The sequence below is a fragment of the Anaeromicrobium sediminis genome, assembly GCF_002270055.1.
In the GTDB taxonomy this organism is placed as follows: Bacteria; Bacillota; Clostridia; order Peptostreptococcales; family Thermotaleaceae; genus Anaeromicrobium; species Anaeromicrobium sediminis.
In genome coordinates this window covers 268,788-282,083 of sequence record NZ_NIBG01000001.1, presented here as the reverse complement: position 1 = coordinate 282,083, position 13,296 = coordinate 268,788, and the positions used below count along the sequence as shown (strand labels likewise).

The window sequence follows — 13,296 nt, the reverse complement described above, 5'->3', positions numbered from 1 at the left end:
GATATGCCGCAGGGTAGGTGGCAGAGGACATAATGGATATAGCATATAGATTAAAGTGTTACATGGAAATGAAAAAGGAGACAGAGGAGAAGTTGGCTGAAATAAATGCTACTTTAGAAGAAATGTATGAGGACGGAGAGCAATTAGGGGGGCTACTTAAATATTGGTATATAGACAAGTTAGATAAGGATGAAATAGCGGAAAAAATGGAGTACAGTAGGAGAAACATCTATAATTTAAAGGAGAAGGCTATAAGAAAGTTTGCCATAAGAATATTTGATATAAAAAGATTCTACATAACTATCCTGTTCCCTCACAAAGGCAGTTGAGAAATCGGCAGTCTTTTGTTATATACTGAGTAGAATAAAATATAGAACAATTTGTTACCTCAAAAGTGTAGTTTAAGTCCCCCTTAGCTGCACTCTATTTTATATATAAAGGATTAGTGAAAACAAAGATTACATAAATTATATTAAAATGTAAATACTATTTTCACACTAAATACTATTTTTCCCTTGTATAGTGAATATTTAAGAAGTAATCCTAATGGGATTGCAAATGATAATTTAGATAACCTTTCAATATTTTTAAAATATAATAATTATCTTATCCAAAACAATACTACATATCATTTATGGATATATCAAATACTAAAATAGGGGTGTTTACATGAAAAGAAATGATATAAATAAAGAGCGAGAAATAAAAGCAATAAGAAACTCTGTAGATGCAGGAGCAGTAGAAGATATTTATGAATTAAAGTCTCATGAATTAAACCTTAAATCTGCACTAGTAACTGAGGAAATGAATCAAATAAATACTGCAGGAGCTACAAGTAGTGCGCCAGAAGAAAGAGAGTGAAAGCTCACTTTTTTCATTTCAACAAAATAAATAATTTATTTAAGACGCTGTAAAAGGTGTCTTTTTTAATGCAAATGTTTAAAAGGGAGTTGTTAACATGTTAGCAATTTAAAGGAGTATGATGTTAGAATGATATGGAATGATAAAGAGGTGTGGTTCCATGCTTCTGACGTAGGGAAAGTTTTAGATTTAGTGAATAAAAGAAAAGTATTACCAAACATAAGAGACAAGTATAAAAGAAAGTTCAAAGATTCAGATGTAACTAAAGGTTACAACCGAAATTCTGATACACATTTAAATAATAGAGGTGAGATATTGATAGAAGAAATTTAAATATATTTATGAACTAGAAACATGGTAAGCGGCAGAGTTCGACAACTAAATGTTTAGTAGTTAATTGTATTTGTAAAAAATGTAAGTCTTTTCTTAACTATTAGGTGTCGAAATTTGCGAGTGATTAATACAGGTTTTATTGTCCTATGGAGAATATTTTTTTACCGTTTTATGAAGAATATTAAAGTGAAAAGGAGGTATAGTCATGAATAAAATAAAAGTAAGGTTAATATATCCTGCTGATTTTGAGTTAGATATGAAAGATATAGAATTGACACAGACCGAATTAATAGGATTAATGATGTCAGATAAAATAGGTTCAGAAGACAAATATTTTCTTATAGAAGACAAAATATTTGAAGATGTAGAAGATGGAAAAGCAATTTCCATAATATTAACAAATTCAATATAAGAGTCCGATAGGACTCTTTTTTCATATTCAAAACAAACATTATGATGGATATTTAGAAGAACTAAGAAAGAAATGTAATAGTAGCACTGATTACAGTGATGATTAACAAAAGGAAAAATACCAGGAGATGTAGCAAAACAAAGTAAAGAAAAGGCAGAATAAGCTGCAGTATGAATGGTATAAAGCTAGACAAAATGTTAAGAAAAGAAAATGGTAAAGCTAAGAAATTATAAAAAGGCTACTAGAAACTATCTATGAAATGTAGAACATACAGAAATTAGTGACATAACATATATAGAAAACATTGCAAATAACTAAAGAATTAGTTTATCAGACTAAAAAAGTTTTTATATTTTGAATACTCTAAGAGTAATTCTTGAGGAAAGAAGACCTAATAAAATTCCAACTATTAGATCTGATGGATAATGTACCATTAAATATAATCTAGAAATAGAAATTAAAAAAGCTGTAAATATGAGTATAAGTTTGTAACATTTATTACTTATCATATTGACTAAAACACCTATTGTAGCAAAGGATGAAATTGCATGACCTGAAGGAAAAGAGGATGAAGTTGGTTTGGAAATATATATATTTAAATATGTAATTTCAATAAAAGGTCTTGGACGTTTTACAAGTTCTTTTATTGCATGAACTTCAATTCTGGAAAGTAAAAAAGAGAAGGCTACAATATAACCAATTTTTCTATATTTTTTAGAAGCCATCAAAATGCAAATTAAAATCATCCAAATAAAACCATAATCACTTATTTTAGTGATGAATGCCATAGGAGAATTTAATGAATGGATTTGAATATTGTTATGTATATATATAACTATGTTTTTATCAAGTTCATTAAGTAATTGAAGCATATAAAAAACTCCCTTCAGTACTAATTATATTTGAAAATTTTTTTTATATTACTTTTTGTTAAGCAAAGGATTATTTACCAACAGTACTAAATGTGTTTGGGTAAGAAAATTAATTATAATGAAAACAAAAAAAGAATGACAGCATAAAAATACTGTCGTTACGATGGCTAATCATTATTCTCATTGGAAGTATTTTGGGAAATAGCTTCTTTAAAAACGTCTGAAAAACTTTTTTGTGTGTCAGTATATTTAGCAGGGTTATTTTTTGAATTACTCCAATCCAGACCGTTATAGTAATCATTTTTAACATAAGGTGACGGGTTTACAGGTTCAACTCTATATAGCATTAATAACAAGCCTCCTTTCTATAATATTCGTTAAAATATATTTATTTAGGGACCTATTTTAATATGTAAATATTTGCATTTGAAAGAATTTAAGTGATTGGACCAGGGGAGAAAAATCTCATGAGCTATGAAATTAAGAATTACTTTTAGGAATTGCAGTCATGTGTAGAACTAGTATGAAAAGATAAATAAGATATGTAATAATACACAAAAAAGTCTTTACTGTAAAAGAGAAGACTTTTTTATTTTCCATTAAGAAATAAGTGGAGAATATATTGTGGAAAAAACTAACACTAGATTAGTTACATAATTATGATAAAATAGTTTCTTATGTCTTGTTAATATCTATTAACTTAGGGTGTAAATATATGGAATGAAATTAAAATAAAATCTAAAAAATAGGTATAGTTAGATTATGCAAGGGGAGTAAGGACTAAGCATCATATAAAAGAGATTGATGCTGCATTTAAACCATATGTTTTATGGATTTAATTGTTGGAAGTGGTGTTATTTAACTAAATATGATCTAGGAGGTGCGAAATGAAGACGTTTAAAATAAAAACTGTCCAAATCATTATGATAACAATATTAATATGTTCTGCATTTATTAATATTGGATTTGCTGAAGAAATAATTATTAAAGATCTAAATTTAAGCTCTAACTATGCAAAGGAGTCAATAATCACTTTATCAGAAATGGATATTATTAATGGTGATCAAAATGGAAATTTTAAGCCTTATAAACCTGTTACTCGTTCAGAAATCATAACAATGATTGTTAAAGTCTTAGAGATTGATACAAATAATTTACCAGACAATGCGACTTTCAAGGATGTACCTAAAGATCACTGGGCCTTTAAGTACGTTGAGGCAGCATATAGAGAGGGTATTATAAGAGGGTTATCAGCTGATGAATTTGGAAGAGATAAAGAATGTACTCGTGAACAAATGGCTACAATGTTTATTAATGCTTTAGGTTTAACAGAAAAGCAAGAATTAGAGCATGTAAACAATCTTAATGATAAGGAACAAGTATCAGATTGGGCCAAAGATAAAGTAGAAATTACTCTAGCTACTGGACTTATGAGTGGAGTGGGAGCTAATACTTTTGCTCCTAAAGGATATGCTAAAAGGGAACAAGTAGCAGTAGTAATGGATAAATTCATAAAGAATAAGGAAAAAATACTAGAACAATTTAGAAATAAAGATTCAAAGAAAGAGCTACAAGTCTATTTTAATGGAGATAAGATAAAATTTGATATTGAACCTGTTATTGAAGATGGCGTTATTTTAGTTCCCATAAGCTTTTTTGATAAGTATTTATTTGCAAGTTTCCATTCTTCATATTTTGATAAAATTGGATCAGTGTTCATGGAAAGACCTCAAAGTCCTCCTAATAATGAGTATAAAAATATTATGTTTAAATCTGATTATAATAATGCTTATAAGAATATACAAGGGGATCCATATGAAAATGAAGCAGAGTATAAGGATAAGCTAATAGTATTAGAAGCCACACCTAAAAAAGTTAATGGGACGATTCTAGTTCCTTTTAAACAAATAAGTGAATTCTTTGGAATGGAATATTATATGGACAAGCCAAAGAATATAGTTTATTTGAGAGATGACAATGCTCCAACACATCCTAGTCTTTATTTTACCTTAAGAAAATATGTATATTTCCCTTATAAAGGTGAAATGAGTTCTAATATGAACTTGAATGTTCGAGGTAGAGGAACTGGTGATTACTCAAATGTACGTTATAATGAATATTATAAAATTAATGAAGAAAACTTTGAAAGCACCATTAATCTAGCTATAGATGGTTCAGACCCAAATCAAGAGTCTATTGAAAAGACGTATGGAGTAATATTGTTAAATAAAATACTTTATGTTAAGGATTTTGATGAGGGGACATGGATAGAACAGGAAGCGAATGGAGTTATACCAGAGGATAGTGAAGCTCAAGGGATTGTTATAGATAGAAATCTTTATATAGATTATAAAGACTATTCTATTACAAATGAAGGTGAAGTAGAAATAGATGGTTTAACTACAACTAAATACGTTATAAAATTAGATAATGATCAGATTAAATCTCTAATGATAGAAGGAAATTATGGATATCTAAAGCCAATTTTAGAAGAAGTTTATGATAATAATATTAAATATATAATAGAAATTTATATTAATGACAAGCACGAAATAGTAAAAGAGGTTTTTGCTTTTAATGGAGTTATTGAAGATGAGACAGAAAAAATAGATGTAAATATGTTAATAAATGTTGATTTTAAAAATATTGGAAAAGAAATAGAAATAACAGCTCCTAATAAATCTGAGATTCAAGTTTCTCATTAAAAAAATAAATAATAGATAATAAAAATAAATGGCTAAGGTTAGAATACCTTAGTCATTTATTCTATATGAAAATTTTAGTATATACTTGTTAAAATTTATACTGTATGGAAAATCAAAAGGTGCAAAAAATATAAGAAAAAGAGGTGAAATCAATATGGTTAAAGGTCCAATAGACCAAAATGCAATAAAGGCATTAAGTCAAATGAAATATGAAATTGCAAATGAATTAGGAATAACCAATGACCCTTCTAATAATAAAGGCACCTTATCATCTGGTAGCAATGTATTTTTTGGAGGCTATGTTGGTGGGCAAATGACAAGAAAATTGGTAGAAATGGCTGAAAAACAGTTGATAAATAAAAAGTAATTTATGAATATTATCGGTCCGATCAGCAATTGTTTAAACTTAACAAAATGCTGGAACGGACGTTTTTTTATTTATTGATCATATTTATTATAACTCTGATAAATATATTTTAAGGTAAGACTAGATTCAACATAAATAAAAGAAAAGACATACATATAGAAAATTCCTATATCATCTTTAAAAATTCCAAAGAATAATGATATAGGAATCAATGCTACTATGTTCGTTACAAAATATTATATTAAAATTTTAAAAAATATTAATTTATTAACCTTTAGGTTTAAATACTAATGCTCCCATAAATCCAAAGATTATCGCAGCAGAAACACCTGCACTGGTTACTTCAAAAATTCCTGTGAGTACCCCAATGACTCCATTTCTCTCCGCTTCTGCTAATGCACCTTTTACTAGAGCGTTGCCAAAACTACTTATTGGTACAGATGCGCCTGCGCCTGCGAATTTTATTAATGGCTCATATAAACCAAGTCCTCCTAGTATGGCTCCTACTACGACTAAGGTACTTGTTGTATGAGCCGGAGTAAGCCTGAATATATCCATCATTAGTTGTGCTATTACACATATTGCTCCACCAACAATAAAGGACCAAATAAATTTTTCCAAAACCTAACACCTCTTTTCTATATTTCTATAGATACTGCGTGAGCAATACACGGTATGCTTTCCTTTTGCTGATATGACATGGGTGACATTAACGCACCCGTTGCTACAATTAGTATTCTTTTTAATTCACCTTTTCGCATACGATTTAAAAAGTGTCCATATGTAACTGAGGCAGAACATCCACAGCCACTGCCTCCTGACATAACAGGCTGTTCTTTTTTGTATATTAATATTCCACAATCTGTAAATATTTCAGGTGGAATTTTAAGTCCATGTTTTATCAATAAATCACCAGCAATTCTATGTCCAACTTGCCCCAGATCTCCTGTAGCAATCACATCGTAATAAGATGGATCAATATTCAAATCTCTAAAATGAGCCTCTATTGTATCAACAGCTGCTGGAGCCATAGCTGCTCCCATATTAAAAGGATCTGAAATTCCCATATCTATTACTCTTCCAATAGTAGCCGAGGTAACTCGTGGACCTTTACCATTCCTACCTAACAATACGGCTCCTGCTCCAGTTACAGTCCACTGGGCTGTAGGAGGTTTTTGAGAACCATATTCTGTTGGGTATCTGAACTGCTTTTCAGATGCTGCATTGTGACTACATGCTCCAGCTACAACATATTCTGCAGATTTGCTATCTACAAGTAAAGAAGCTAGAGACAAACCTTCCATTGAACTTGAACAAGCGCCAAATATACCCAAATAAGGTGCACCAATGGTTCGAGCTGTGAAACTACTGGAAATTATCTGATTCATCAAATCTCCACTAATAAAAAATTGAATATCTTCTTTTTTCTTTCCTGCTTTTTCAATTGCTTTTTCACAGGCTTCTTCTAACATCTTTTTTTCTGCCTTTTCAAAGCTATCTTGTCCTAACCATAAATCTTCATGAAGGATATCAAAATCTTCAGCCAGGTTTCCTTGAGCCTCAAAAGGTCCTCCAACAGCAGCAGATGATAATATAACAGGTTTAGATTCGAAAACCCATGTTTGATGTCCTTTAAGCATTTACATCCCACCTAACCATGTAATTGTAATTTTTATAAGAGCAACAACAAAAGCAGAAAAAACACCGTAAGCGATTACTGAACCAGCTAGTTTAAACATATTTCCGCCTACACCTAATACAAATCCTTCACTTCGATGTTCAATAGCGGCAGAGGCTACTGTATTGGCAAAACCTGTGACTGGAATAACTGTTCCAGCTCCAGCCCATTGAGCGATTTTATCATACACACCTAATCCTGTAAGCAAAACAGAAATTATAATCAAAACTGCAGTAGCAGGATTTCCCGCTGTTGTTTCTGTAAAATCAAAATACTTGATAAACATCCACTGTAATCCTTGACCTATTGTACAGATTATCCCACCAGCCACAAATGCTCTCAAACTATTACGTAAAATTTTTCTCTTTGGCTCTCTAGCTTGTGCAAAGGCTTGGTACTCTTGTTGTGTTGGTGTTAATTTTTTATTTTTTTTACTTGACATTCATTCATCACCTTCTAATGTAATAAATAAGGTTCTAGTTTTTTTATAATTTTTTCAAGTTTATCTGCATTATTTGAATACATGGCTTTTGCTTTCTTATTATCTGTTTCTAGAGAAAATGAAAGAAGATCAGCTTGACTTTTTTCAAGATTGGCATAGAGCAGTTCTTTTACTTTAGGCTGAGAAATTTGTAAAGAATCATCAAATAGATCTATGTATAAATCACCAGAAGAATCTACTTGGGCTATAAACACATTGTCTAAAGAAATCCCTAAAGCCTTTAATTGTGTTGTTAGCCAACCTTGATTAAGTCCCCTATTACTTAGGGGTTCATCAAGTATATTTCCATCTAAAATTACTGTTTGTGGTTCACTTTGAGGTGATACTTTTTTTCCTAAATCATAAGAGGTAACAGGTTGTTTCTCTGATTTTAATAGTATATTTATTTCTCCTGTTGATTCCATTACAGCAAATTCAACATCTGCTAAATTAAAAGCATTATTAGAACGTAGTTCCCTTAAAAGTTCTTCTCCTGTGAGCCTTACTTGACTTAAGTTTTCTTCCATAACCTTTCCTTGCTTTACTAAAATTGTTTCCTTTCCATTAACTAGGTCATGGATCCATTTGCTCTTTAATGATAAATAATCTAATGCAATAGGCAGTAAAATCCAAATAAACAGGGCTATTAATCCAAATGCTAAATTTTCAATCATATTTACAGAAATTAAAGCAGCTAAAATAGCAATAACAGTATAGTGAACAAATTGAAAAGCTGTCATTTTAGCTATTTGTCTTTTGCCCATTATTCTGATAGAAGCAAAAGTTATAAAAAATAACCCTATGGATCTTAAAAGTATTTGAACCCAGTTTTTCATATCATTCCCTCACTTAATAACCTTTATATTGTGGTTCTTCAAATTCTAACGTTTTTAGCCGATCTTCTAAATCCTTTATTATTTCATTTGTCCCTATTAACGCTTCTTCAAAAGTAGATTTTGTATTTTCATCTAAAGTTTGTATTGAATAAAGCCTTAAGGTACTTTGAGTCCCTTTTAAATTAGCCAGTGTCTGTTTTATTTTGGAACTAACAGTCATTATTATCACCTCTTTTTATAGAATTACTTATAAATTTATTATTACAATTATTTACAAAGATTAGTTTGCATATTTATTCCATATTTGATGAAACTTCTACATACTTCTTTATTTTTACATTTTTGTAAATAAGTCTATATAACTAGTAGAAGAAGTAGGTAAATTAATTGCGTAAATTATGAAAAATACTTACACAATTATTTTAAATGTTCCTTATAAAGTACCTAATTTCATATTATCAACTAATTAGAATTAATTAGTTATCATACAAATTTATGGAATTTCAGGCCATAAGTTATTATTTTGTTCAGTTTACGCATACTATACTTGTAAACTACTATTTGAAATGGAGGAAAAGTTTATATGACTACAGTAAATAAACTAGAACAAACTTTAGCAGGTGCAAAAGGTCTTGCTGCACAATTAAAAACATTCTCTTTGGATACAGATAATGAAGAAGCTAAAACAATGTTTAATCAATTATCTTCAACAATGGAAAGTGCTGCACAACAGCTTCAAAACAGAGTTGATTTTGTTAAAAGTGAGGAACCTCAATATAATCAACAACAATAAAAAATAATTTCTACTTTGTATAGGTAAATAATATAAAATCCCCCAATTAGTTGGGGGATTTTTTCAATGGATTTAAGTTGTGATCCAAAACTTTAATTTGAAATGAAAATACATATAAATTTAGCTAAAGTTTGGATATTGATTTTTAATTATATATCTTTATCAAAAGATAGTATTTTCTTTTTTAAATCAAAAAACTATTAATAAATAAAGATAGATAATGTAACTATAGAAAACTATAGTTACATTACACTTCTTCCTGGAATGAACATATTAATAATTCCTATTGATAGGGCTGCTAATATTGCACCTATAACATTTACTCCTACACCTTGAACAAGATAACCAGTTATATAGATAATAACTGCAGATACAACAAATCCTGTTATGCCTCTACCAAAGGGAGTTGCATCAAATCCAGTAAATCTTTCTATTGCATAATCTATTACACCAATGGATACAGCTGCCAAAACTAAAGGAACAAAACCTCTTATAGTGAAATATGGTGTAAAGAAAGCAGCTACTGCTAAAACTATCATTGATACTATTACTCTTACTAACATGCCTCCTATGCTAAAATCACTATGTTCTGCTCTTCTTTCTCTCAACTTAATCACCTCCAATTATGATATATATACAGTATTTCTATTTCAAAGAGTTTTTATGTAAGTAGAATATTATGCTATTAACACAATGCTTTTAAAAACATAATTATAAATTTAATTTTGCAAAAAAATACTAAGGTAAGTTATGTTTTGTAGAGGTTAATTAACTCAAACATAAACTAAGAAGAATAAATACAATTTTAAAAGTTATGTATTATAGAAGGAAATAAAAAGCTTTGTGGCCAATTTAATAATAAATATGTTTTTGTTTTAAATAAGGGGGTAAGGGAAATGAGATTGGCTACAGTAAAGGTAGGGAATTGTGAAGAAGCTTCTGTCGTTACAAACAAAGGGATAATTTATTTAAGGACTATTAATGAAAAGTTAAATAAAAATTGGAACATAGGTATGTTTGAACTTATTCAATCAGGACAGTTAGAGGAAATGAATGATTGGTATAGGTTGGGTGGAAAAGAAGAAATTGAAAATCTTAATGAGCATATTATTTCAAAAGATAAGGTCATTTTTTGTCCACTATATCGTGAACCTAGAAAGATTTGGGGAATTGGATTAAATTATGTTGACCATGCTGCTGATTTAGAGGAAAAAGCTCCTAATACTGCACCTGCAAGTTTTATGAAACCAGATACAACTATTATAGGACATAAGGATTACATAAAGATACCACTACAATCAAATAAAACCACATCAGAAGGGGAGTTAGGTATTATCATTGGCAAAAAGTGTAAAGGTGTTCATGAGAAAAACTGGCTAGATGTTGTGGCAGGATTTACAACTATTATAGATATGACAGCAGAGGATATTTTAAGAGTTAATCCTAGATATTTAACAAGGGCAAAGAGTTTTGATACTTTCTTTAGTTTCGGACCTGTGCTAGTAACTCCTGATGAAATTGAAGATGTTATGAAGTTAAAGGTAGCAACAGTAATTAATAAGAAAATTCATGGACAAAATTATGTTTCAAATATGACTTTCCCTCCAGCTTATTTGGTTTCTTTCCATTCTAAAGTAATGACCATGTTGCCAGGGGATATAATTTCTACAGGAACTCCTAGAGCAGTCCATATTAATGAGGGCGATGTGGTAGAATGTTGGATTGATGGATTCGAACCTCTTATAAATCCTGTAATGGACTTAAAAAGTAATCATAAGTAATTAAAATGTGTTTTACTTATAACTTTAAAAATAAGAAAACTCTAAAAAGTATTGACAAATTATAAAAAAAGATGTATTTTAAAAGTAAATTAGCACTCGATTAAAGAGAGTGCTAACAAAATAAAATTTAAATGGTTGACGCACAAAAGCTAGAATCACCCTTGTGCGTTCTTTAATTAAAAATGTTTATCTGAAAAGGATAATTGATTATCTTTTTATTATGAAGGGAGAGATTTACTTGGGAAGAAAGCAGTTTAAGGCAGAGTCTAAAAGACTTCTTGATCTTATGGTTAACTCAATATATACTCACAGGGAGATTTTTTTAAGAGAGCTCATTTCCAATGCTAGCGATGCCATTGATAAAATTTATTATAAGACATTAACAGATGATTCATTGACTTTTGATAAAGATGACTACTTTATTAAAATAAACATTGATAAGGAAAACAGATTATTAAAAATCTCTGATACGGGGATTGGTATGACAAAGGAGGAGCTCGATGATAACCTTGGTGTTATAGCTAAGAGTGGATCTTTGGCATTCAAAAAGGAAAATGAATTAAAAGATGGTCATGATATTATTGGTCAGTTTGGTGTGGGTTTTTATTCTGCATTTATGGTAGCAGATGAAGTTACTGTTATGAGTAAAGCTTTTGGTAGTGATGAAGCCTACAAGTGGGAATCTAATGGTATAGAGGGGTATACTATTGAACCATGCCAAAAAGAAACTATTGGTACAGACATTATACTTAAAATAAAAGAAAATACAGAAGATGAAAAATTTGATGACTATCTTGAGGAATACAGATTACAATCTATTATAAAGAAATATTCTGATTTCATTAGATATCCAATTAAAATGGATGTAACTGAAAGAAAACTTAAAGAGGGTAGTGAAGAAGAATACGAAGAATACATAGAAGAAAAAACTGTAAACAGTATGGTGCCTATATGGAAAAAAAATAAAAATGAATTGATGAAGGAAGATTATGATAAATTCTATGAGGAAAAGCACTATGGTTTTGACAAGCCAATAAGACATATTCATATTAAAGTTGATGGTGCTGTAAGCTATAATTCAATTTTATTTATACCAGAAAAAATGCCATATGATTTTTATACAAAGGAATATGAAAAGGGATTAGAGTTATATGCTAATGGCGTTTTAATCATGAATAAGTGTTCAGAATTGTTGCCAGACTATTTTGGTTTTGTAAAAGGAATAGTGGACTCAGAAGACTTGTCCCTTAACATATCTAGAGAAATGTTGCAGCATGATAGACAGTTAAAATTAATTGCTAAAAACATTAAAAATAAAATTAAAAATGAGCTTAGTAATTTATTAAAAAATGAAAGAGATCAGTATGAAGCGTTCTATGAATCCTTTGGAAGACAATTAAAGTATGGAATCTATAGTGACTTTGGAAGTAATAAGGATGCTTTACAAGACTTAGTAATGTTTTATTCATCAAAAGAGAAAAAAATGGTCACTTTAGATGAATATGTTTCTAGAATGCCAGAAGAACAAAAATATATTTATTATGCATCAGGAGAATCAAATGAAAGAATTGAGAAACTGCCACAAACAGAACTAGTATCAGATAAGGGCTATGAAATTTTATACTTTACTGATGATGTGGATGAGTTTGCTATAAGAATGATAATGGTATATAAAGATAAGGAATTTAGATCTGTATCAAGCAGTGACTTAGGTATAGAAATGGAAGAAAATGAAAGCGAATCAAACTTGAATGAAGAAGAGAACAAAGAATTGTTTGAGCATATGAAGAATATTCTATCAGACAAGGTAAAGGATGTTAGAGCATCAAAAAGATTAAAGAAGCACCCAGTATGTTTATCAAACGATGGTGAATTTTCCATAGAGATGGAAAAAATATTAAATTCCATGCCTAATAACCAAAATATAAAAGCAGATAAAGTTTTAGAAATAAACATGAATCATGCTGTGTTTAAATCGTTGAAAGAAGCTTTCCAAAAGGATAAGGACAAGATTAATCTATACACAAATTTATTATATAATCAAGCCCTACTGATTGAAGGATTACCAATTAACGACCCAGTAGAATTTACAAATAATATATGCGAAATAATGATATAGACAAAAACCACTTTCAAGTATAAATCTTGAAAGTGGTTTTTCTTTTCATTCCATGAAA

The 13,296-nt window shown here is 29.7% G+C and carries 17 protein-coding genes; 9 read left to right on the top strand and 8 right to left on the bottom strand.

What is annotated here, in order from left to right; all coding sequences use genetic code 11:
* Window positions 1–32: 32 nt before the first annotated feature.
* The 4 genes from CCE28_RS01405 (at window position 33) to CCE28_RS01390 (ending at window position 1,606) form a co-directional block, all read left to right on the top strand.
* Entirely contained in the window at window positions 33–329 is a 297-nt protein-coding gene (locus CCE28_RS01405) for a DUF1492 domain-containing protein (RefSeq protein WP_095130222.1), read from the top strand.
* A 340-nt stretch (window positions 330–669) separates the two neighbouring features.
* A complete protein-coding gene (locus CCE28_RS01400) occupies window positions 670–861 on the top strand; it encodes a hypothetical protein (RefSeq protein WP_095130220.1) in 192 nt (63 codons plus the stop codon).
* A gap of 129 nt (window positions 862–990) precedes the next feature.
* Window positions 991–1,194, top strand: coding sequence for a BRO family protein (locus CCE28_RS01395; RefSeq protein ID WP_095130218.1), 204 nt, complete (start codon window positions 991–993; stop codon window positions 1,192–1,194).
* A gap of 205 nt (window positions 1,195–1,399) precedes the next feature.
* Window positions 1,400–1,606: a hypothetical protein gene (locus CCE28_RS01390; RefSeq protein ID WP_095130216.1), complete on the top strand. Its 207-nt coding sequence runs from the start codon at window positions 1,400–1,402 to the stop codon at window positions 1,604–1,606.
* Window positions 1,607–1,953: 347 nt separating this feature from the next.
* Here the strand turns inward: CCE28_RS01390 and CCE28_RS01385 are convergent, their stop codons facing one another.
* Both CCE28_RS01385 and CCE28_RS01380 read right to left on the bottom strand, forming a co-directional pair.
* Window positions 1,954–2,478, bottom strand: coding sequence for a phosphatase PAP2 family protein (locus CCE28_RS01385; RefSeq protein ID WP_095130214.1), 525 nt, complete (start codon window positions 2,476–2,478; stop codon window positions 1,954–1,956).
* Between the two features lie 167 nt (window positions 2,479–2,645).
* The gene (locus CCE28_RS01380; protein ID WP_095130212.1) at window positions 2,646–2,825 is read right to left on the bottom strand and encodes a hypothetical protein; all 180 of its coding nucleotides are present in this window, start codon (window positions 2,823–2,825) and stop codon (window positions 2,646–2,648) included.
* A gap of 540 nt (window positions 2,826–3,365) precedes the next feature.
* Here CCE28_RS01380 and CCE28_RS01375 point away from each other — a divergent pair.
* Both CCE28_RS01375 and CCE28_RS01370 read left to right on the top strand, forming a co-directional pair.
* Window positions 3,366–5,183 carry an S-layer homology domain-containing protein gene (locus tag CCE28_RS01375; protein WP_095130210.1) on the top strand — a complete coding sequence of 606 codons (1,818 nt, stop codon included), beginning with the start codon at window positions 3,366–3,368 and terminating at the stop codon, window positions 5,181–5,183.
* Window positions 5,184–5,337: 154 nt separating this feature from the next.
* Entirely contained in the window at window positions 5,338–5,550 is a 213-nt protein-coding gene (locus CCE28_RS01370) for an alpha/beta-type small acid-soluble spore protein (protein WP_095130208.1), read from the top strand.
* A gap of 267 nt (window positions 5,551–5,817) precedes the next feature.
* Here the strand turns inward: CCE28_RS01370 and spoVAE are convergent, their stop codons facing one another.
* From spoVAE to CCE28_RS01345, 5 genes are read right to left on the bottom strand one after another with little or no spacing between them, the layout of a single operon-like run.
* Window positions 5,818–6,171, bottom strand: a complete 354-nt coding sequence (gene spoVAE / locus CCE28_RS01365; RefSeq protein ID WP_095130206.1) for a stage V sporulation protein AE — start codon at window positions 6,169–6,171, stop codon at window positions 5,818–5,820.
* Window positions 6,172–6,188: 17 nt separating this feature from the next.
* Window positions 6,189–7,190, bottom strand: coding sequence for a stage V sporulation protein AD (spoVAD, locus tag CCE28_RS01360; protein ID WP_095130204.1), 1,002 nt, complete (start codon window positions 7,188–7,190; stop codon window positions 6,189–6,191).
* Window positions 7,191–7,670 (bottom strand): stage V sporulation protein AC, encoded by a 480-nt coding sequence (gene spoVAC, locus CCE28_RS01355; protein WP_095130202.1) that lies wholly within the window; start codon window positions 7,668–7,670, stop codon window positions 7,191–7,193. It abuts the gene before it with no gap.
* A gap of 14 nt (window positions 7,671–7,684) precedes the next feature.
* On the bottom strand, window positions 7,685–8,545 hold the full coding sequence (locus CCE28_RS01350) for a DUF421 domain-containing protein (RefSeq protein ID WP_095130200.1): 861 nt from the start codon (window positions 8,543–8,545) through the stop codon (window positions 7,685–7,687).
* Window positions 8,546–8,558: 13 nt separating this feature from the next.
* Entirely contained in the window at window positions 8,559–8,765 is a 207-nt protein-coding gene (locus CCE28_RS01345) for a DUF1657 domain-containing protein (protein ID WP_095130198.1), read from the bottom strand.
* A 363-nt stretch (window positions 8,766–9,128) separates the two neighbouring features.
* Between CCE28_RS01345 and CCE28_RS01340 the strand changes: the two genes are divergently transcribed.
* Window positions 9,129–9,338 carry a DUF1657 domain-containing protein gene (locus tag CCE28_RS01340; protein WP_095130196.1) on the top strand — a complete coding sequence of 70 codons (210 nt, stop codon included), beginning with the start codon at window positions 9,129–9,131 and terminating at the stop codon, window positions 9,336–9,338.
* Between the two features lie 242 nt (window positions 9,339–9,580).
* Here the strand turns inward: CCE28_RS01340 and CCE28_RS01335 are convergent, their stop codons facing one another.
* Window positions 9,581–9,946 (bottom strand): phage holin family protein, encoded by a 366-nt coding sequence (locus tag CCE28_RS01335; protein WP_330396795.1) that lies wholly within the window; start codon window positions 9,944–9,946, stop codon window positions 9,581–9,583.
* A 288-nt stretch (window positions 9,947–10,234) separates the two neighbouring features.
* Here CCE28_RS01335 and CCE28_RS01330 point away from each other — a divergent pair, with 288 nt between their 5' ends.
* Together CCE28_RS01330 and htpG are read left to right on the top strand one after the other, a co-directional pair.
* Complete coding sequence (locus tag CCE28_RS01330) at window positions 10,235–11,119, top strand: fumarylacetoacetate hydrolase family protein (protein ID WP_095130194.1); 885 nt, start codon at window positions 10,235–10,237, stop codon at window positions 11,117–11,119.
* Between the two features lie 238 nt (window positions 11,120–11,357).
* Window positions 11,358–13,238: a molecular chaperone HtpG gene (gene htpG, locus CCE28_RS01325; protein ID WP_095130192.1), complete on the top strand. Its 1,881-nt coding sequence runs from the start codon at window positions 11,358–11,360 to the stop codon at window positions 13,236–13,238.
* Window positions 13,239–13,296 lie beyond the last annotated feature (58 nt).